We start from the raw sequence: 20828 nt of genomic DNA, 5'->3' as shown, positions 1-20828 counted from the left end.
GGGATTCATCCCCGATCGGTAGCGCAGCTACCGCAAATCTGACGACGCGTTCTCATTGCTGAAACGCGTCACCCCTACCGCCCGGCGGGAGCAAGCTCCCTCGCCACAAAAGCGCGGAACTTAGCATCGAAAGCCCTATCTCAAAGACACTTCGCCACCCCGGCGGGCTGTACTGTGGCCGTTGTCGAAATCGCGGCACGCCCTTTGAGATATGTGCCGATGGTCAACAACAATCAAAAAGACTCGTCCCTTGCGCAGTGGCCCGAGGCCGCGCAAACCCTGATGGCGCTGATGCACGCCCAAGGCGAAGTCGCCCGGCTGAGTGAGCGCGAACAGCTGTTCAGTTCATTGCTGGTGAGCGTCAACGCGGTGCTCTGGGCGTTCAATTGGGAAACTCGTCAGGTGCTGTATGTCAGCCCTGCCTACGAACGGATTTTCGGCCGCTCCGCAGGCCTGTTGCTGGCCGACTACAACCAGTGGCGCGACAGCATCTACCCCGACGACCTGGATTACGCCGAACGCAGCCTTGCCGAAGTGCTGCACAAGGGGGCGGTGGAAGACCGCGAGTACCGGATCATCGCCGCCGACGGTCAGGTGCGCTGGCTCAGCGACAAATGCTTCATCAACCGTCAGGACGAGCCAGGGCAACCGGTGATCATTGTCGGCATCGCCGAGGACATCACCGACAAGAAGCGCATGGAAACCGAACTGCATCGCCTGGCGACCACCGACGTGCTGACCCAGAGCAGCAACCGCCGACACTTCTTCGAATGCGCCCATCGCGAATTCGAGGAGGCACGCCTGCAAGGTGCCCCACTGGCCTTTCTGCTGCTGGACATCGATGACTTCAAGCTGATCAACGACAGCTACGGCCACCCGGAAGGTGACAACGTGCTGCAACGGATCGCCGAGTGCGGACGTGGGTCGTTACGCCGGGGCGATCTGTTCGGACGCATTGGCGGTGAGGAGTTCGCTGCGGTGTTTCCCGGTTGCGCACCGGACATGGCGCTGCAAGTGGCCGAGCGACTGCAGCAGGAGATTCAGCGCCTGAGTTTCAACCATGAGGGTCAGACGTTCGGCATCACCGTCAGCCAGGGCCTGACCAGCCTCAGGGATGGCGACGACAGTCTCGAGAGCCTGTTCGCCCGGGCGGATGCGGCAATGTATGAGGCCAAGCGTCAGGGCAAGAACCGGATCATCTCTGCCTGACTGCACATTTCAGCCACCCAGAAATCCAATGTGGGAGCGGGCTTGCTCGCGAAGGCGGTAGGTCATTCAGCATCTGTGTTGCCTGACACACCGCCTTCGCGAGCAAGCCCGCTCCCACAGGGTTTTGTGAAAAGTCAGGTTATTTACGCATCCGCATCAATTCCGGCAGCCCGATCTTCAGCAGCCGCGCCGTACGACTCCTGGCCAGCTCCTCAACACCCTCATGCTCGGTCAGGCGGGCCATTTGCGCCGCCATGTTCATCACCAACGCTTCACGGGAGTAAACCCCGCCACCAAGTTGATAGACCGACGCAATCAACTCTCGCAGCTCCAGCGGCAAGCGCCAGCGTGTACGCAACGCCGAACCGTAGGCCGCACCAAACTCCGCCAACGCGTCACCGATCTCCTCCCACTCATCCAGCTCGCCACCGGCCTGCTTCCACTCCTGCAAACAGCGCAGCAACGCCAGGTCACCGAGACGATGCAGCATGCCCGCGCAGTAGCAGCGCTCCTGATCCAGATCGAGCAGGCGCGCCAGGGTGCGGGCGTATTCGGCGGTGTGCAGCGACAGCCCCCAATAGCGCTCGGCGTAGTCCGCCAGGCACGGGTCACTGAGTCTGGCGCTGCGTTTGAGCGCCAGGCCGAGGATCAGGTTCATGCTCTGTCCGGTGCCAAGGCGATGCAGCGCCTGCCCCAGGGTCTGCACCGCCGCACCATGATGCTGCGCCGCGCTGTTGGCGGCAGCGATCAGCACGGCGGTGATCTGCGGATCGGTGCGGATCTCTTCTTCCAGCAGCTTCAGATCAAGGCCATTGGGGTTGAGGCTGCGTTTGACCGCCACTTGCACATCGGTCATCAACGGCGCGCCATCGGCTTGTTCGCGGCGCCGCTCAAGGAACACCGACAAGGTCATGCCCGGCGCCAGCGTCGGCACTTCGCAGAACACCTCTTCGCCGGCATCCAGCAGCAATCCTTGAAGGCGCTCGGTCAGGGTTTCCATGTTCAGGGGCTTGGTCAGATACGCCGTCGGCGCCAGCGGCAGAGCTTCGCGTACGCTGGCACTGTCAGCGCGACTGCTCATCAGAATGAACGGCAGCGGCGGATTACGTTTGCGCTGACGCACGCTGCGCAGCACGCTCAAACCATCGATGCCCGGCAACTCCCAATCGACAATGGCCAGGTCATAGGGCACTTCGCTGAGCAGTGACAGGGCTTGCTGGCCATCGGCACACAGATCCAGCCGCGCGTCACAGCGCACATTGAGCAGCACTTGTTTGAGCAGGTCACGAGACCATGGATCGGCCTCGGCAATCAGCACTCGGGGTACGGCGGGTAAATCAACGGCGGTCATGCGCGCTCTCCCTTGCAATGCCTGAACCTTAGCCAATGCTGGCCTTTCGATACAGCGCAAAAGGGTTTCCGAGGCATAAAAAAACCCGCCGAAGCGGGTTTTTCTCGATCAGATCACACAGTGCCCGGAATTACAGCTCCGAGAAGCACTCTTCGATGATCGCCAGACCTTTGTCCAGTTGCTCGTCCGGCGAGGTCAGCGGTACGAGGACGCGCAGCACGTTGCCGTAGGTGCCGCAGGACAGCAGGATCAGACCCTTGTCGCGAGCCTTGGCCACCACAGCCGCAACGGCGGTCGGGTTTGGCTTGTGGCTGTCGCCGTTTTCGAACAGCTCGACCGCGATCATCGCGCCCAGCGCACGCACTTCACCGATCACCGGGTACTTGGCCTGGATGGCCTTCAAACCGGTCACCAGACGCTCGCCGACAGCCTTGCAGCGGTCCAGCAGTTGCTCTTCTTCGAACACTTCCATCACGGCCAGCGCCGCAGCGCAAGCGATCGGGCTACCGGCGTAGGTGCCGCCCAGGCCGCCTGGAGCGATGGCGTCCATGTATTCGGCCTTGCCGCAGACACCGGCCAGCGGGAAGCCGCCAGCGATGGATTTGGCGAAAGTGGTCAGGTCGGCAGCAACGCCCATCTGTTCCATGGCGAAGAAGGTGCCGGTACGGCCAGCGCCGGTCTGCACTTCGTCAGCGATCAGCAGGATGCCGTGCTGGTCGCACAGGGCACGCAGACGCTTCATGAATTCTTTCGGCGCGACGTAGAAACCACCTTCACCCTGCACAGGCTCGATGATGATCGCGGCGATGTCTTTCGGCTCGGCGTCGTTCTTGAAGATGCGCTCGATGGACGCGATCGAATCGTCGATGCTCACACCGTGCAGTTCGTTCGGGTACAGCGCGCGGAAGATGCCGCCTGGCATCAGGCCCATGCCGGCCGAGTAAGGCACGACCTTACCGGTCAGGCCCAGAGTCATCATGGTGCGACCGTGGTAAGCGCCGGTGAAGGCGATCACGCCGGCACGGCCAGTGGCGGCGCGGGCGATTTTCACGGCGTTTTCCACGGCTTCGGAACCGGTGGTGACCAACAGGGTTTTCTTGGCGAAATCACCTGGCACCTTGGCGTTGATCTTTTCGCACAGCTCAACGTACGGCTCGTAGGCCAGTACCTGGAAGCAGGTGTGGGTCAGCTTGTTCAGCTGTTCGGTCACGGCGGCGATGATTTTCGGGTGCACGTGGCCGGTGTTCAGCACAGCGATACCGCCGGCGAAGTCGATGAATTCACGACCTTCAACGTCGGTCACGGTAGCGTTCTTCGCCGATTCAGCGAAGATCGGGTGAATCTGGCCAACACCACGTGGAACAGCTGCGGTACGACGGGCCATCAGTTCAGCGTTAGTCTTGCTCATTACAGTCCTCATTCACCGCTCATCGGGCGGCGTGGTTCAAGGATTAAGCGGGAGGAATCGGCGGTGGCAGCATGCGATGATCGACTGCCACGGCGTTCCCGGCCGCAGAGAAAATTCCGGTTTGAAACGACGCAAAGGGACAGCGCTCTCGTGCCCTTTGCGTTTGCAGCGATCCCTTTCCCGGCTTAGATGCCCAGACAGAGGTATTTGATTTCCAGGTAATCCTCGATGCCGTACTTGGAGCCTTCACGGCCCAGGCCCGAAGCCTTGATGCCGCCGAACGGCGCGACTTCGTTGGAGATCAGCCCGGTGTTGACGCCGACCATGCCGTATTCCAGGGCTTCCGCCACACGGAACACCCGGCCCAGGTCACGAGCGTAGAAGTACGACGCCAGACCGAACTCGGTGTCGTTGGACATGGCGATCACTTCGGCTTCGTCTTTGAAGCGGAACAGCGGCGCCAGCGGGCCGAAGGTTTCTTCCTTAGCCACAGCCGCGTCTTTCGGCACGTTGGTCAGGATGGTCGGCTCGAAGAAATTGCCCTCCATCGGTTTGCCACCGGCCAGCACGGTGGCGCCTTTGGCCACGGCGTCAGCGATGTGCTCTTGCACCTTGGCCACGGCTTTTTCGTCGATCAGCGGGCCAGTGGTGGTGCCTTCTTCCAGACCGTTGCCGATCTTCAGTTTGGCCACCGCCACTTTCAGCTTCTCGGCGAACGCGTCGTAGACCGAATCCTGAATGTACAGACGGTTGGCGCAGACGCAGGTCTGGCCATTGTTGCGGTATTTTGAAATGATCGCGCCTTCGACGGCCTTATCCAGGTCCGCGTCGTCGAACACGATGAACGGCGCGTTGCCGCCCAGTTCCAGCGAGACTTTCTTGATGTCCTTGGCGCATTCCGACATCAGCTGACGGCCGATTTCGGTCGAGCCGGTGAAGGACAGCTTGCGCACGATCGGGTTGCTGGTCAGTTCGCTGCCGATGTCGCCGGCGCTGCCGGAGACCACGCTGAACACACCTTTAGGGATGCCGGCGCGCTGCGCCAGTTCAGCCAGAGCGAAGGCGGAGAATGGGGTTTGCGAAGCCGGCTTGAGCACCATGGTGCAACCGGCGGCCAGCGCAGGGCCGGCTTTACGGGTGATCATCGCCGCCGGGAAGTTCCACGGGGTGATCGCTGCGGTCACACCGATCGGCTGCTTGATCACGATCAGGCGCTTGTCCGGCTGGTGGCCCGGGATCACGTCGCCGTAGATGCGCTTGGCTTCTTCGGCGAACCACTCGATGAACGAAGCGGCGTAAACGATTTCGCCCTTGGCCTCGGCCAGCGGCTTGCCCTGCTCGAGAGTCATCAGGCGCGCGAGGTCGTCCTGGTTCTCGATCATCAGTTCGAACCAGCGACGCAGCTTGCCTGCACGCTCCTTGGCGGTCAGTGCACGCCAGGCCGGCAGCGCTTTGTCAGCGGCTTCGATGGCGCGGCGGGTTTCGGCAGCGCCCATCTTCGGCACGGTGCCGAGGATTTCGCCGGTGGCCGGGTTGTTGACCTTGATCGTCTGACCGTTGTCCGCATCGACCCAAGCGCCATCAATGAAGGCTTGCTGGCGGAACAACTGGGTATCTTTAAGCTGCATGTCGGCTTTCCTTAACAGCACCGCGGCCTGCGCGGAGCAAAATTATGATTGTAGAAAGGCGCCTCGCAAGGCTGCCGTCAGGGAAATCATCTACCGGGTGAGGCGCAGTGATCGTGCGTTATTCACAGCACCAGCGCTCCAACACCCCGTCAAAGAGCGTTTGAAATCTCAAACGGATCGTAGGATCAAAGGGGGTAAAGGACAATAGGTCGTTCGAAAAAAAGAACAAAAACCCAGCGTTTGCTGGTTTTTTCAGATCAACGCGCAAAAAGCCCCGGCCGCAGCCAAACCATAGATCAGCCGGTAAAAAGCGCCAAGCGAGGGTTTTGCAGGACGTTACAGCTTTAAGGAATGCAGCGTTTCACACCGACACGCGCACTGACAAAACCCGCCAAAACCCGGCATGGACGCCCCGAGCCGACCTAGGTATGATGTCGCCCGCTGCACCAGTAGCTCAGCTGGATAGAGTACTGCCCTCCGAAGGCAGGGGTCGTGGGTTCGAATCCCGCCTGGTGCACCACTGATTTAAACGAGAAAGCCCCGGACTGTGATGGTCCGGGGCTTTTTTGTGGGCGCGGTGTTTCATGCGACGGTGGTCACTCCGTCGTCCAGTCAAACTCGTCGTAATCGTCGTCTTCCTCTTCTTCCCCAACCTCCTCAAAAACCTCGTCTTCTTCCACGACGTCTTCTTCCGACTGGTTCAGCAGAAACTCCTTGCGCGCCTCGGTAATCGCGCGCCGCATCTCCTCGCCCTTCTGCGGGCAGTTGAGGAGTTGGGCGATGCGGTCGATTTTTGCTGCCACTTTGTTCTCCAGCACTTCAGCCATGGCCCGATAGTGCGCGTTTTTGCGGGGCAATGCCAAATGGCTGGGCGAACAGGGCGGTCAGTTCTTCTGGATTTTTTCCAGTCGGGCGTCGAGGTCGGCGTTCGGGTAGCGTTTGTGCAGGTTGTTGAACAGGGTGTCGGCCGCTTTTGATTGGCCGGATTCGCGCAGGCGCAAGACTTCGCGCAATTGTGCGTCGAGGCCGTTGGCCGGGGCGGCAGCGCGTTTGCTGGTTTTGGCTTCGTCGGCGCTGAACGCCTCGCTGTGCATTGGCGCGGCCATTTCTGCCATCGGCGCGGGGGCGGACAATGCTTCGGGGGCTTGTTTGCGAGCCATTGGTGCGGCAGGTTTGGCGGCCGGGGCGAAGTCGAATTGCGGCTGCGGTTCGGGGGCGCGTTGTACCAGCGAGAGCATCACTGCCACACCGACCAGGCTGGCGAATGCGACCTGCCAACGCGGCTTCTGGCAGGCCTGCAGCCAGCGTTGCCACAGGCTTGGCTTGGGCGCCGGGGCGGCGCGGCGGGCAGCGGCGAGAATCAGTGCATCGAGCTGTTCTGAAGGTTCGCCGGTGTGTTGCTCGCGATAATGCTTGAGCAGTTGCTCTTCGGGTCTCTCGCGGGCGTCAGTCATGTCAGTACCTCCTCGGCCAGCAGCCGACGCAGTTTTTGCTGGGCGTAGCGCAATCGGCTCTTGACGGTTTCCAGCGGTGTTTCGGTGAGGCTGGCGATTTGCGCCAGGTCGAGGTCGCCATGGGCACGCAGCAGGAACACTTCGCGCTGGTCGGCGGGCAGGGTTCGCAGGGCGCTTTCCAGGCGCTGGCTGTCGCGACTGAGGTTCAGCATTTGTTCGGGATCGTGGGTCTCGTCGCCAATCGCATGCAGCTCTTCGTTGTAACTGTCGTGCAGCGGCTGATGCACGCCGTGTTTGCGCCAGTGATCGATCAGCCGATTGCGGGCAATCTGGAACAACCATGTACGAAACGTCGCCCGGCCCTGTGGCTGACTGGCGCTGCGGATCAGGCTCAGCCAGGTGTCCTGAAACACTTCATCGGCCAGTTCCGGTTTGCCGCTCAAGCCGAGCAAAAACCGATACAAACCCTGACGATGGCGGGCGTACAAGATCTCGAACGCCGCGCCGTCGCCCTCGCGATAACGCGCCAGCAGCGTTTCATCGCTGCCGGCGGCCGGGCTGTCTGGTGAAGCAAACAGCTGACTGATGAAGCCTTTCAGACGACTCACTATTCAATCCGTAGCTCAGTGGGCAGCGTATTCGATGCGGTTGAGCTGAGCAGGCTCTGCGCCAGTTCGACCAGTTGCACGAACTCATTGCGCAGACCGAAACGGTCATCGCCACGAGCGCCCCGGGCCAGTGCTTCGGTGTCTTTCAGGCCGAAGTCGCCGGTGTAGCGGGCGTCCTTGAGCTGCTGGGAAAACGCCGCCACCGCCGCCGCGAAACGCAGATCCTCGCTGGCCAGTGCGACCTTATTGGCAATCGGCCGTTCGATCAGCAGACTTTTCCCACCTTCAGGCTGTTGATAACGCACACGCAGCATCGCTAATTCTCCATCCTTCGCAGCAACCACCTTCTCCGATTTACCGTAGCGCAGCGGTTCCAGCCAGCCCTGCTCACCTGCCGGAACAATTTCATACAGCGCGGTCACCGTGTGTCCTGCGCCGACTTCCCCGGCATCAACCTTGTCGTTGCTGAAATCCTCACGCTTAAGAGCGCGGTTTTCGTAGCCGAGCAGGCGGTATTCACTGACCTGCGCCGGGTTGAATTCCACCTGCAATTTGACGTTTTTCGCCACCACCGCCAGGGTCGAACCGAGTTGATCCACCAGCACTTTGCGCGCCTCGCGCAGGTTGTCGATGTAGGCGTAGTTGCCGTCGCCGGCGTCGGCCAGTTGCTCCATCAAGTGTTCATTGTAGTTATCCACACCAAAGCCCAGGGTGGTCAGGGAAATCCCGGTTTTGCGTTTATCCACAGCCATTTGCTTGAGGCTATCGAAGTCGCTGATGCCGACGTTGAAGTCACCGTCAGTGGCCAACAGGATGCGGTTGATGCCTTTGGGGATGAACGCTTGCTGGGCCATTTGATAGGCCAGTTCGATACCCGACGCGCCAGCAGTTGAACCGCCTGCGGTCAATTGCTCGATAGCTGTGCGAATTTTCGCTTTCTCGCGTCCGGAAGTCGGCTCCAGCACCACGCGGGATTCGCCGGCATACACCACCAGCGAAACCCGGTCCTGCTCGCGCAACTGATCAACCAGCAACTTTAGTGTGCTTTTGACCAGCGGCAGCCCTTCGCGGCGATCCATCGAACCGGACACATCCACCAGGAACACCAGATTCGCCGGGGCCAGTTCCGCCACAGCCCGATCGGACGCCTTGATGCCGATCCGCAGCAGGCGGGTGTGCGGGTTCCACGGGGTGACGGCCAGTTCGGTGGTCACGCCGAACGGCGAGCCGTCGCTGGGCAGCGCGTAGTTATAGGGAAAGTAATTGACCATTTCCTCCAGTCGCACCGCACCTTCCGGTGGCAGGCGTCCCTGATTGAGCAAACGCCGGACATTGGCGTAGGCGCCCGTATCGACGTCAGCGCTGAAGGTCGAGACCGGAGCCTCGTCCACGCTGTGGATCGGGTTGTCGGCCAGCGCCTGATATTGCTCGCGCTGCTCGTCACGATAGCCTTGTGGATAACTTTCCGAAGCCGGCATCGCCGCGAAACTGGCAACCGGCGCTGGACGCGCGCTGCGTTTGGCCAGCGCACTGTCGGCAACGATCGCTTCATGCTGAATCGATGGCTGAGGCTGGGCCGGAGCCGGAACGGCAGCCGATTCAGGATTGGAAGACACGCCGCAACCGGCGACGGTCAACAACACACCGACGGCAACGGGTCGCAGAAAAGGCAGGGAGCGGGACATGGGGGCTGACCTCTGGATGAAAGTGATCCATTCATCCACTGAGACGGGCAGCCCTTTCAGATCGGGTTAAACGCCGCTGAAAATATTTTCAGCGGTGATAACGCCGCACCACGCTGCTGTTACGCAGTACGTGGCCTTTGATTTTGTCCATCAGTTCGGCGCGGGTCAGGCCGGCGGGCAAGGCGTCCGGGGCCAGATCCAGAGCGTAGATCTGAATGATGTAGTGGTGCGCGCTGTCGCCAACCGGTGGGCACGGCCCGATGTAATGGGTGGTGCCTTTGCTGTTGGTACCGCCCATGCCTTCGAGACTGGATTTGGCGCCGACGCCAGCAGGGATCTGCCGGGTAGTGGCCTTGATGCCGTAGTGAATCCAGTGATCGACGCCAGCACCTTTCTGGCCGTCCGGGTCGTGCATGACGATCGCGTAGCTCAGAGTGCCGGCAGGCCCCGCGTTCCAGGCCAGTGCCGGGGACTGGTTCTTGCCACCGCAACCGGCCGCATCGCTCGCGGCGGCCGAGGTGAACAGGCGATTGTCCGAGACACCGGGGATGTCGAGGGTAAAGCGCTCGGCCGCCTGCGCCGGAAACTGCACGCAAAGGGCGACGGCGACGGCCGCCAGCCAAGGGTTGAGAGAGGTCAATCGGGTCATTCCGGGAGCACCTTGTGCGGTTGGGCCTTCGTCGGCCTGCAAACTATAGCTGTACCGTTCGTACCTTGGCAGTGGCAATTGGCTGAACCTCGCACTGCGGCGCAAACTCGTATGAGAAATGCCTGCGAGGAGCTCGAACATGAGCCTGCACCGTGTTGCATGTGTCGCCGATGTCCCCGAAGACCGTGGCCTGCAAGTGGAAATCGGCGAGCTCAAGATTGTCCTGCTCCACGCCAATGGCCAACTGCGCGCATTTCAAGGCGAATGCCCACACGCTGGCGCGCCGCTGGCTGACGGCGCGCTGTGCAACGGACGCCTGATCTGCCCGTGGCACAAAGCCGCTTTTCGCACCGAGGATGGCGCGTTGTGCGAACCGCCGGCCCTCGACAGTCTCAAGCGTTATCCGCTGGAGGTAAGGGGCGATGAGGTCTGGGTCGATGATCAACCGCTGCCGGACGCACACACGCCGCCGGCCGATGATTCGCGCACCTTTGTGATTGTCGGTGCAGGTGCAGCGGGCACGGCATGTGCGGCGGCTCTGCGGGAGAAAGGTTTCGGTGGCCGGATCATTATGCTCGACCGCGAAGCGGATGCCGGTTACGACCGCACGGTGCTGAGCAAATTCGTCCTCGCCGGCGAGATGTCGGCGCAGGAAACCCCGTCGCTGCGCGATGAAAGCTTTTATAAGCAGCAGCGCATCGAACGCCGGCAAGGCGAAATTGCGGCCCTCGACGCACCAACGAAAACCCTGCATTTGAAGGATGGCCAGACCCTTGGTTACGACGCCGCGGTGCTCGCCACCGGCGGCGAGCCCAATCCGCTGCAACTGCCCGGCGCCGATCTGCCGCAGGTGTTTGTTCTGCGCTCGAAAGCCCAGGCCGAACAGATCATGCGCGCGGCCAAACCCGAGCAGCGGGCGCTGATCATCGGCGACAGCTTTATCGCCCTCGAATGCGCCTCGGCCCTGCGCCAGTTCGGCCTCGACGTCACGGTCATCGCCCGCCATGCGATTCCGTTTGCCGCGCAATTTGGCGAAGCGGTGGGCAATGCGATCCGTGCGCTGCATGAACAGCATGGGGTGAAATTCATCACTGATCACGAAGCCCGGGAAATCACCGGTGACGGCAAGGTCGAGGCGGTGCTGCTGGACAACGGTTTGCGCGTCTCGGCGGATCTGGTGCTGGCCGGGGTTGGCGTTCATCCGGCCACAGAGGCGTTCGCTTCGCTGCCAAGAGAGAAAGACCAGTCACTGCGCGTCGATGCCGGTCTGCGGGTCTGCGAAGGCCTCTGGGCGATTGGCGATATCGCCACGTTCACCCTGAGCGGCCAGCCGCAGCGCATTGAGCATTGGCGCCTGGCCCAGCAACATGCGCGTATCGCTGCTGCCAACATGTTGGGCGCTGACGAGCATTATCTGGATGTGCCGTTTTTCTGGACCTGGCACTTCGGCAGGAACTACGACTACCTTGGCCATGCCAGTCAGTGGGATGAAATCGAGTTCAAGGGCGAACCCGAGCATCCGCCCTTCATCGGCCTGTTCGGCCACAACGGCGTAGTGGTTGCCGCCGTGGCTTGCGAGGAAGAGCGGGCCATGGCGATGTTGGCCGAACGGCTGAAACAACCGTTGGCGATGGAAGAGGCGTGGAAGCTGATTCGCAGCTGAATGCTGAACAATGTAGGAGCTGCCGCAGGCTGCGATCTTTTGATCTTCAAAAACAAAGTCAAAAGATCGCAGCCTTCGGCAGCTCCTACAGGAGAGTTGTCGCTCAGCTGGGGCGATTTACCGGGTTGCGATTGTCATCATCCTCGGCGTGCAGAAAGATCACTCGCGGGTGCTCCAGCGGCGCCAGCGGTGGTGGCAACTCCGCTGGTTGCAGCGGCCGGAAGTTCAGCACCACATGGCTGATATCTCCTTCCTGATCGTTGTGGATGGTCATCACCCCAGGCGTGCGCAGCTTCTGCAAACGGTCATCGCACAGGCGGAAACTCTTGGTCAGCCCTTCGTCATCGACCACCGGCGCCGGCAAGCGACGCTGGGCGAAGCTTCTGCTTTTGCGCTGCTGATAACGCGCCCAACCAATCAGGATCACTGCGTTGACCAGCGCTACCCACAGGTAGATTTGCAAGGTGCCGAGGGCGTCGAACGCCGAGCTGTCGATGCGTGGTCCACCGGCGTGAGTCTCGATCAGCGGCCACAACCCGCGAATCAGCAGAAACAGCAGGCCGACCCAGGCCACCACCGTGAGGATCACGTCGATCACGACCAGAAACGGCCGCTGGCGGGTCCGGATGATTTTCATTTGATGACCTCCTCTTCGTCGTCGCCGACCGGCTTGATGCCGCGGTCAGGGCTGACCCAACGCGCACGCTTCTGGTGTTGGCCAAACAGAACCTTGGGGAAACTGACCAAGGTGGTGAGCAGGCTTACCAGCCAGAAGGCGATCGGATACCAGACCACCCAGAACATGGTTCTGCCCAGACCCGGTTCGTAGCGCCGGTCGATGATGATGCTGACGGCGAACTGCACCAGACAGACGATCGCCAGCAGCAATCCGGTGAACGCCGGCGGCATCAGGTGATGCACGGCAATCGACTCCGGCATGACCACGAACTTGCCGACGCCCCAGAAGATCACCGACAGCAGGAAGGTGAAGGCCCACCCGGTCGACAGGCAGTATTCGAACAGCAGCGGCCACAGATAACGATGGCGGTACTGCCAGATCCCGCGAATGTTTTTGAACAGCACCTCGGCACCGCCCTGGGCCCAACGCAGGCGCTGCTTCCACAGACCGCGCAGGGTTTCCGGCATCAGGATCCAGCACAGCGCGCGCGGCTCGTAGAAGATGCTCCAGTGATCGAGTTGCAGCTTCCAGCTGATGTCGATGTCTTCGGTGATCATGTCCGGGCTCCAGTAGCCGACCCGGTTCAACGCGGTACGGCGGAACGCGACGATGACGCCGGACACGGTAAAGATCCGCCCGAACACCCGCTGCGTGCGCTTGATCAAGCCGATGATCGACGAGAACTCACCGACCTGTACCCGCCCGACCAGGGTCGAACGTGTGCGAATCCGTGGGTTGCCGGTCACCGCGCCAAGCCGCGCATTATCGAGCATCGGCGCCACCAGATAGGCCGCCGTGTTCGGCGCCAGCAGCGCGTCGCCGTCGATGCACACCAGATACTCGCTGCGCGCAGCAATCGCGCCCATGCGCAGGGCCACGGCCTTGCCCTGGTTTTCCGCCAGATGCAGCACGCGCAGGCGTGGGTCTTCCTGAGCGAGCCGGTCGAGCACTTCGGCGGTGTTGTCCTTGGAGCCGTCGTTGATCGCAATGACTTCGATGTTCGGGTAGTGCTGGGCCAGCGCCGCGTGAATCGTGTCGGCAGCGTTTTCGCCTTCGTTGTAGCAAGGGATCAGGATCGAGATCAGCGGCTCGCCTTCCAGTGGCGGCGGCAGGGTGTCGTCCTTCCACGGCCAGTGGCGTTCCCAGTGCAGCCAGAAATACAGGCCGCCGGCGATCCACAGACCGGACATGAACAACGGGTAGAAGAACACGAAGTCCATCAGGAACTGCCCGGTGACCAGGAAGATCAACCCCAGCGGCACGCCGAGGACGAGCGCCAGAACAAGCAGGGCTAACAGTCTATCCAGCATGTCATGGGTTCCATTTGTTGGAGAGCGCAGGCCTTACGGTTTTCAGGTCCGGCAGGTTGTCGAGGAAGTTGTCCGGGTAGTAACCGAAACTGGTCGCACCCTGACGCTTGAGACGGCCCATCCAGTCCGCCAGTTGGGCGCCATCGATGTCGGCCTGATCCTTTTTCGTCCAGTCGCGGGCCTGCAGTTCGAACACCGTGCGATCCAGCGCGCCGGGGCGCTGTTTGATCTTCGCCACCAGTTGTTCGAGCCACGGGCCAGATTGCGCCTGGGTCTGTTTTTCCATCAGCGGCATGGCCATCGGCGCCGTCCAGTCGTAGGTCACGAGGAAGTCGTCGAGGTTCTGCGCAAACCAGGCTTCGCTTTCAGGATTGAGCACCGGTTCGGCGAAGAGGTTGCGTGCGGTCAGCACCTGCGGGCCACGGATCGCACGCACCTTGGCAGTCAGTTCGTTGGTGAAATCGATCAGGTATTTACTCTTGAAGCGCGTCCAGCGCTGCATCGCCGCCGGATCATCGCGCAGGGCGGCGATCGAACCCGGCAAACCCTGCGCCGTATAGGCTTTCAGGGCCTCCGGACTGGCGTCTTCGAAGTCCGAGAGCACCGCGTCGTCGTGGTAAAGGATGCCGTCGACCGAGGTCAGGCGCGCCACGTCTTCGTAGATTTCACCGATGATCTGCCTTACTTGCGGATCGAACGGCGACAGGCGCCGATACTGATCCGGATCGACGGAGGTGGTGCCGGTCTGCGGATCCCAGCGCGTGACACGCGGCAACTTCGAATCGAGGCCGAAACTCAGGACCGGCATCCAGGCGAACACTTTCACGTGCGCCCGAGTGCGCAGTTGCCAGGCGACACGGTCAAAGATGTCGGCGCGCACCGGCAGGTGACGGTTAGGGAAGTACAGCGAGTGCACCAGTCCGTCGCCCTTCGGATCGGCGAAGGCCTGCAGGAACACAGTGTTGGCACCCATGTCGGCCATGCGCTGGATCAGCTTGCCGAGGTTGATTTCCTGCTGCGCCGGATCCGGGTCATAAACGTTGTCGAGATCGACGTGCACCACACGCATGGCGAAATCCGATTGCACGCCAACGATGCTGTTGGCGAAATGCTCGCCGTCAGGATCGGAGGCCACCAGGAAACGCGGGCTGCTCATCAGGTTGTCGAGGGCGTCGAGACCGTCGTCCAGGGTCAGGGCCATTTCGTAGCCCTGCTCGCCGACCACGGTCAGCGAAGTGCCGTCCGCCGTGCCGTACGGCCAGACCCAGACGCGCGGTTTTTTGCCGGTGACCTTGCGGATTTTTTCCGAGATGGCCGCGACGTCATTGCGTATCCGGGCACGGAACTCCTCTTCGGATTCGTAGCGTTTGGTGAGCGGATCGTAGCGACGCGTCGCCGCCGCCGGCTGCAGGTTGCCCTGCGGGTTGGCAAGAACGCCTTTGTGGTTGGCGTCGGTGTGCGCGGCGATTTCCACCAGCCCCGATCGCGAAATCTCGCGCACCTGATCCCAGGTCAGGAAGTCGGAGCGTGCGCGGGGTGCACCGGCAAAATCCACTGGCTGATTGAGCGGGGTGTCGATCCAGGTGCCGACCGGCGCCAGCAAGGCGTGCCAGTTGTAGGCACGCAGCACCGGCAACACGCGGGTATAAAAGCTTGAGTAACCGTCGTCGAAGCTGAGCAGGATCGCTTTGGCTGGCAGTTCCGGGCCGCCCTTGCGCGCGGCCATGATCTGGTCGACGGTGACCGGCTTGTAGCCGTTCTCGCGCAGCCAGGCCAACTGTTCGATCATGCGCTCAGTGCGCACCGCCACCACGGCCTGATCGGGGTCACGGTCTTCGACGTCGTGATAGGCGATGCCCAGCACGTGGTTTTTCGGCCACGGTTTTTCACTGGCCGCCACCGGACGTTGCGACGGCGGCGCGAAAGCCGGGGCTTGCTGGGCGCAGGCGCTGATCAGCAGCACTCCCAGCAGAAGGATGAAACGCGTCATCAAAGGCATCTTCAAACTCTTCTAGAAGCGGAAAGTGAGGTCGACGAGCAGACGCAGATCGGTCTCCCGATCACCGTCGTAGGGACGGTTGATCACACTGAACAAGCCGCCCACCTCGAACACGTCGTTCCAGGCATAACGCTGGCCATAACCGAGCATCGCCATGCCGCCGGTGCCGTGGTCACGCTGGCTGTAGGTGCCCGCACCCGCCTGGAACTGCTGGCTCCACGAGGTTTCGTAACGGTGGTAGAGCACATGGTTGACGTTGACCGTCGGCATCACGCTGAAGTCCGACTTCGGGTTGAAGTACGGCACGTCATCGGATTTCGAGTTGTGGCTGGTGCCGACTTCCAGACCGGCATCGACCTGCACGTTCGGCGCGCTGTAGACACCCTCGCGCCCGGTGAGCAAGGCCTCGAGGCGGTTGTTGCCATCACTGAAGTGCGACGGGCTGACCGACAGCCGCCACTCGCGGCTCTCGTTGGCGCGCCAGCGGATAAACGCATTGCCGCCGTTGGCCTTGATGTCGCTGTTGAGCGCACGCAACGGCGTCTCGGCCGACAGGTATTCGAGGCTGCCGCCGTACTGCCAGTGGTCGTTGATGTCACGGGCGATCGCCAGACGTGCGCCCTGTTTGTCGCCAAAGCCATAATCATGATTGGAAACTTCGGCTTCAAGCGTCATGTCGCGAGTTCGACGTTCCAGACCGACACGTTGAAAACGGTGATGGCCGGTACCTTCGGCGAAGTCGCCAGTGGCATAACCCGCGCCGGCAAATACGCGCCAGTCTTCATCGATCGGAGGGCTGTACAACGTAGTCTGAATGCCGAAGTCGCGACTGCCACTGACCGCGCCGGCATCACCGCTGCCACCGCCATTGGCTTTGCCGCCGTAAGCTTCGACGCGCAATTCGGACATGTCATGGACTTCACGCTCGCGGGCCAGACGCTGCACCTGCCGGTTGTCCGGGAAGCGCGCCACCACGTCATCGGTCAGCGCATCCATCTGCCGCCATTCCTGCAATTGCATGGCGGTGCGCGCCTGGGCGATTTCCAGGCCCATGTCGCGGGGGGCCATGCTCTCGGTTTCCTTGAGCTGGTTTTCGGCGCGGCGTGGCCACTGCCGGGCCAGATACAGATCGGCCTGGGCCAGACGCAATCCGAGGTTGCCCGGGGCCTGATCGACCAGTGTCTGCAGGCGTTCCTCGCCGTGCGGCAGATCGGAACCGTAGGTACCGGCCTGCGCCGCCAGTTGCTGCGCGTCCATCCATTCATCGTTGGGGTTGCCGATCGGCAGGCCCTTGAGTTCGACGCGCGGTTTCTGCGACTTGGCCAGATCGTCAGCGACCTTGCGGGCCTCTTCGGCGCGATCACTCTCCAGCAGCGAGTAGTACAACGCGGTGGTGTCTTCGAGGCGATCACCGACATCGGCATCCGGTGCCGACAGCACCTGGCGATACAGGTCGGTGGCGATTTCCGGCTGACGCTGATCCAGGTACGACGCCGCCACCCAGCGCAAGGCGTAGGTCGGCATCTTCACGCCTTCGGCTTGCAGCTTCTGGTATTCGTTGATCACGTCGGCGGTGCGCGCCCGGGCCTTGAGTGCGCCCATGCGGTCGATGCGCCAGCGAATCACGTCATCGTGGGCGCTGGCGTCCGGGGTCCAGGTGGCGAGCAATTTGTCGTAATCGGCCAACGCGCGGTCGGCGATCACGTAGCGTTCTTTTTCGCTGCGGGTGGCGAGTTCGGCCAGACGCACCCGTTCGGCAGCCAGATCGCCTTCGAGACGGCGCAAGGTCACCGGGTCGATCAGCCCCGGACGTTGATTGGCCAGACGCAGCGCCGGTTCCGGCAGCCGCGCCTTTTGCAGGGCGACCACATACTCACGGGCAACGTCCGGCTTGCTGCCAGCACGGATGAACGCCTGATCGTATTCGAACAGCGCGTCGTACTGCTTGCCGGCGCGAGTCAGGGCGTAGCCCAGTGCGAGGCGGCGCGAGGGATCGTCGGGTTTGGCGGCGACCAGAGCCTTGGCGCGGGTCACGGCTTCGTCGGGTTTGCCCGCGTCAGCCTGGGTCAGGGCCAGCCCCAGTTGCAAATCAGCGTTGTCCGGCTCCAGCGCCAGCGCCTTGTTATAGACCTGGGTCGCCTGCTCCCAACGCTTGAGGTTGCGATAGGCGCGTGCGGTGGCGGTCAGTGCCTGCACCGGCAGCACCCGGTCACGGCCCTGGGTTTCATAGACCTGCACCACTTCGGCATCGAGGCCGGCCCAACTGGCGATCTGCAGATGATCGCTGATCTGGCCGGTGGTCGATTGCCCCGGCGGCACCTGGCGCAGCACATTCAGCGCGGGCGTGGTCTGCCCGGCACGGGCATCACGCACCATCTGATCGTAGGGCGTATCGGCAAACGCCAGTGCCGGCCAGAGCAACTGGCTGCACAGCGCAACGCGAAACAACGGGCGTAAACCACGATGTAAAACAGGAACATCAATACGCGGCATTCGTCAGCATCCTTACATGGCCAGCCGGGTCGCAATGCCCCCCTTGCCCATTCGTAACGGAGACCGAGTCAAAACAGACCCAGCCAAGCTTAGTCAGGCAGTCTTGCATGCAAGCGTAGTCGAATATCCAGAACGCAATAATTGTTCAGAATCGTGGCGCCGGCTCAGACGAAAACCGGAACACCAGACAGCAAAACGCCCGGTGTCTGCGGGATACAGAGACCGGGCGTTGCTATTTAGAACGCAGTATTACTGCACTTGCGTGACGCCAGCGAACTTGCTCATCAGGAAGCCGACGAACTGCTCAACGGTCATTTTCTGGCCGTTGAACTCCACCTGATTGGCGGCGTAATGCAGCTTGGTCACGACATTGGCGCCGTCGACGGTCGCCAACTGCGAACCCACCGCCATGCCGGAGAACATGTCGGCACCGGCGCTGGCCTGGTCGACGATGGCTTTGGCGTCAGTCTGACCGTCGAGCTGCGCCTGCACGCTGAGCAGATCGATCAGCATCGGCTTGGACACCTGAATGTTCAGGTCCAGCAGCGCGATCAACTGTTTGCCCAGTTGATCCGGCGGCAGGTCCATCGACTGCGGCTTGGTCAGGTCAATCACCAGACTGGCGCGGCTTTCACCGTTGGCGGTTTTCAGCGACAGGTTTTCCAGCGCGATCTGTGGACTGGCGGCCAGCAGTTTCTGCAGGTCAGCCTTGACCTGTGCCGACTCGGCTTCGGTCAGGTTCAGTTCCGGTGCCGGCAGGCCGGCTTCGGCAGCGGCCGCCGCTTCCTTCTCGTACGGCTGCAATTTGCTCTGGTAGATCTGCATCAGCGACATCGTCGACGGAATGTCGAGGTTCTTCAGGCTCATGGCCATGTTGGCCGAACCGATTTTCTTGTCGTTGAGGGTGACTTCACCCACCTTGTAGTCAGCGCGGCCCGAGGCATTGCTGCCGCTCTCTTCGGTGAGGTTCTTCATTTCGAAGTTCTTCACGCCGAGCACCGACTGCTTGGCACCGAAGGTGGTTTTGCTGTTGGTCAGCTCCAGGGTGTTTTCCCCGGTGTAGTAGCCGTAGCTGCTCTTGGCGAGGTTGCTGGCCAGGGTCAGACCGTTGAGTTCGACCTGCACCGGCGCCTGATCCTGCGACACGGTGACCAGTTTCAGGTTGTCCATGTAGCCGTCAGCCTTGACCTTCTGCGCCTGGGCACTGGCGGAGATGTTCATGGTCAGGCCGGAAAACTTCAGGCTCGACTGCTCGTCCAGCGCGGTTTCCAGCGGCAGCAACTCGAGGCTGCTGGTGGTGGATTCGTCGTAGCCGATGTTGGTCACGCCCTTGAGCGGCGCGGCGCCCTTGGTGGCGGCAAACCATTTTTCGGTGGCCGGGCTCTTTTCCAGCTCGTAATTGCTGGTGGCCATGACCGGCAGCCACTTCAGCGACACCAGGCGCGAGAACGGCAGTGGGCCGTGCTCGATGTGGTCGACAAACAGCAGCTCGACCGGCTGGTCACCGAACATCTCGCCCTCGCCCTTGAGGCGGTAGTGCGCGGTGCTGGTGAAAGTGTGACGCTCCAGCGACACCAGCTCCAGCGACGCGGTGCCATTGGAGCCGGCCATCGCGGTCTGCAGCTCTTTGTTGGCGTTGCTGACGGCGTTGTTCAGCACGCCTTCAATCTTGGTTCCGGTGTACCAGGCCCCGCCGGCGCTGATCGCACCGATGGCAACAACAATCCCGAGAAGCACGCCTGCAGATTTATTCATGAATGACCTGATCAATGTCCGTGGCTGAAAGTGTGGTCGTCTTCCCTGAACCCGTGACCGGGTTGCGGCTCGACTCCGCTGAAATTAGCGGTGGAGATTAGCACTGGCAGCGCAAGGCGGCCCAATGTTTAAAGGTTAAAGAGTGTCTATGGGGAGTGTGGACAGCTGACAGGCGGGGAGAGTTGCAGTGTTTTTGAGGACGCTATCGCGAGCAGGCTCACTCCTACAATTGAAATGCGTTCCCCTGTAGGAGTGAGCCTGCTCGCGATAGGGCCACTGGATTCCCAGAAGATCAGGAATACTGCACCTCGATCTCATCGAGTTGATGATCGAAGCTCTTCAACCGCGCCGTCCAGGTATACACCAGCACTTCAAAATCCCGATCGATCACCGCCCCGCCCGGCCCATCCGCCCGAGGGTCGCAGAAATCCAGTTGATAGCGCTCACGGGCCATGGCCGTGGCGACATCCGACAGTTCACGGGCATTGTTCAGCCAATGCCAGCCCTCGCTGTCGATTTGCTTGTCGAGTTCCAGACACTGCTTCTTCAGCGCTTCGAGGCTTTTTTCCAGCGGGGTGCCGGTGAGTTCGCCCATGACTTCGGCGAAGGTGCGTCCCGGTTGCCAATAGCTGCCCCAGAAGTAGCGGTCAAATACGGTTTCGACCTTGCGCAGGGCGACTTTGGTGTCCCAGATCAGCACCAGGGTCTTGCCTTGTTCGAGTTGGCGTTTCTTGACCCGCTGCACCTGGACCGAGGCCCAGGCCACGACAACGATGGCCATCACTGCAATCAGCGCGACGGCGCTGTCGAGGAAAACCATGGCCTTGTCGATCTGGTGGGCCAGCATGATGCCGTAGAAATAGGTGGCCGATAGCAGCACCAGCGCTACCAGGGCGCACCAGAAGCCGAGAGCGTAAGGGTTTTTCATTATTGGTTT

General features: G+C 61.6%; 16 protein-coding genes and 1 tRNA gene. 3 read left to right on the top strand and 14 right to left on the bottom strand.

Annotated features, from left to right (window positions below; genetic code table 11):
• The first annotated feature begins 219 nt into the window (after positions 1-219).
• Positions 220-1209 carry a GGDEF domain-containing protein gene (locus tag AC1RBR_RS01895; RefSeq protein ID WP_204894239.1) on the top strand — a complete coding sequence of 330 codons (990 nt, stop codon included), beginning with the start codon at positions 220-222 and terminating at the stop codon, positions 1207-1209.
• 139 nt (positions 1210-1348) lie between these two features.
• On the opposite strand, the gene AC1RBR_RS01890 is transcribed toward AC1RBR_RS01895, so the two are convergent.
• The 3 genes from AC1RBR_RS01890 to gabD form a co-directional block, all read right to left on the bottom strand.
• Complete coding sequence (locus tag AC1RBR_RS01890) at positions 1349-2560, bottom strand: HDOD domain-containing protein (protein WP_492562721.1); 1212 nt, start codon at positions 2558-2560, stop codon at positions 1349-1351.
• Positions 2561-2690: 130 nt separating this feature from the next.
• Positions 2691-3968 carry a 4-aminobutyrate--2-oxoglutarate transaminase gene (gene gabT, locus AC1RBR_RS01885; RefSeq protein ID WP_003220503.1) on the bottom strand — a complete coding sequence of 426 codons (1278 nt, stop codon included), beginning with the start codon at positions 3966-3968 and terminating at the stop codon, positions 2691-2693.
• Positions 3969-4153: 185 nt separating this feature from the next.
• Complete coding sequence (gene gabD / locus AC1RBR_RS01880; protein WP_007963502.1) at positions 4154-5596, bottom strand: NADP-dependent succinate-semialdehyde dehydrogenase; 1443 nt, start codon at positions 5594-5596, stop codon at positions 4154-4156.
• A gap of 443 nt (positions 5597-6039) precedes the next feature.
• Between gabD and AC1RBR_RS01875 the strand changes: the two genes are divergently transcribed.
• Positions 6040-6116 (top strand) — tRNA-Arg (locus AC1RBR_RS01875).
• 76 nt (positions 6117-6192) lie between these two features.
• On the opposite strand, the gene AC1RBR_RS01870 is transcribed toward AC1RBR_RS01875, so the two are convergent.
• The 5 genes from AC1RBR_RS01870 to AC1RBR_RS01850 all read right to left on the bottom strand — a co-directional run bounded on the left by AC1RBR_RS01870 (position 6193) and on the right by AC1RBR_RS01850 (position 9992).
• The gene (locus tag AC1RBR_RS01870) at positions 6193-6423 is read right to left on the bottom strand and encodes a hypothetical protein (RefSeq protein WP_443534869.1); all 231 of its coding nucleotides are present in this window, start codon (positions 6421-6423) and stop codon (positions 6193-6195) included.
• A 57-nt stretch (positions 6424-6480) separates the two neighbouring features.
• Entirely contained in the window at positions 6481-7050 is a 570-nt protein-coding gene (locus AC1RBR_RS01865; RefSeq protein ID WP_492562717.1) for a hypothetical protein, read from the bottom strand.
• The gene (locus AC1RBR_RS01860; protein WP_492567211.1) at positions 7047-7628 is read right to left on the bottom strand and encodes an RNA polymerase sigma factor; all 582 of its coding nucleotides are present in this window, start codon (positions 7626-7628) and stop codon (positions 7047-7049) included. The genes AC1RBR_RS01865 and AC1RBR_RS01860 overlap by 4 nt, the downstream gene beginning before the upstream one ends.
• Before the next feature lie 29 nt (positions 7629-7657).
• On the bottom strand, positions 7658-9343 hold the full coding sequence (locus AC1RBR_RS01855) for a vWA domain-containing protein (protein WP_492562715.1): 1686 nt from the start codon (positions 9341-9343) through the stop codon (positions 7658-7660).
• Between the two features lie 88 nt (positions 9344-9431).
• Positions 9432-9992 carry a YbhB/YbcL family Raf kinase inhibitor-like protein gene (locus tag AC1RBR_RS01850; RefSeq protein WP_007963512.1) on the bottom strand — a complete coding sequence of 187 codons (561 nt, stop codon included), beginning with the start codon at positions 9990-9992 and terminating at the stop codon, positions 9432-9434.
• Between the two features lie 139 nt (positions 9993-10131).
• On the opposite strand from AC1RBR_RS01850, the gene AC1RBR_RS01845 reads away from it, so the two are divergent.
• Entirely contained in the window at positions 10132-11655 is a 1524-nt protein-coding gene (locus AC1RBR_RS01845; protein ID WP_492562713.1) for an FAD-dependent oxidoreductase, read from the top strand.
• Positions 11656-11758: 103 nt separating this feature from the next.
• Here AC1RBR_RS01845 and pgaD read toward each other — a convergent pair whose 3' ends face one another.
• From pgaD to AC1RBR_RS01815, 6 genes are all read right to left on the bottom strand, one after another.
• Positions 11759-12292 carry a poly-beta-1,6-N-acetyl-D-glucosamine biosynthesis protein PgaD gene (gene pgaD / locus AC1RBR_RS01840; protein ID WP_492562711.1) on the bottom strand — a complete coding sequence of 178 codons (534 nt, stop codon included), beginning with the start codon at positions 12290-12292 and terminating at the stop codon, positions 11759-11761.
• On the bottom strand, positions 12289-13644 hold the full coding sequence (gene pgaC, locus AC1RBR_RS01835) for a poly-beta-1,6-N-acetyl-D-glucosamine synthase (RefSeq protein ID WP_047601041.1): 1356 nt from the start codon (positions 13642-13644) through the stop codon (positions 12289-12291). Before pgaC ends, pgaD begins: the two co-directional genes overlap by 4 nt.
• 1 nt (position 13645) lies before the next feature.
• Positions 13646-15643, bottom strand: a complete 1998-nt coding sequence (pgaB, locus tag AC1RBR_RS01830) for a poly-beta-1,6-N-acetyl-D-glucosamine N-deacetylase PgaB (protein ID WP_492562708.1) — start codon at positions 15641-15643, stop codon at positions 13646-13648.
• A gap of 12 nt (positions 15644-15655) precedes the next feature.
• The gene (gene pgaA / locus AC1RBR_RS01825; RefSeq protein ID WP_492562706.1) at positions 15656-18136 is read right to left on the bottom strand and encodes a poly-beta-1,6 N-acetyl-D-glucosamine export porin PgaA; all 2481 of its coding nucleotides are present in this window, start codon (positions 18134-18136) and stop codon (positions 15656-15658) included.
• A 249-nt stretch (positions 18137-18385) separates the two neighbouring features.
• Positions 18386-19891, bottom strand: a complete 1506-nt coding sequence (locus tag AC1RBR_RS01820) for a YdgA family protein (RefSeq protein WP_492562705.1) — start codon at positions 19889-19891, stop codon at positions 18386-18388.
• A gap of 292 nt (positions 19892-20183) precedes the next feature.
• Entirely contained in the window at positions 20184-20819 is a 636-nt protein-coding gene (locus AC1RBR_RS01815) for an NADH:ubiquinone oxidoreductase subunit N (protein WP_115985175.1), read from the bottom strand.
• Between the last annotated feature and the right edge of the window lie 9 nt (positions 20820-20828).

The sequence above is a fragment of the Pseudomonas sp. GW823-FHT01D03 genome (assembly GCF_058798255.1).
Note: the sequence above shows the minus strand (reverse complement) of the source record. Positions and strands in the feature narration are given on the sequence as shown.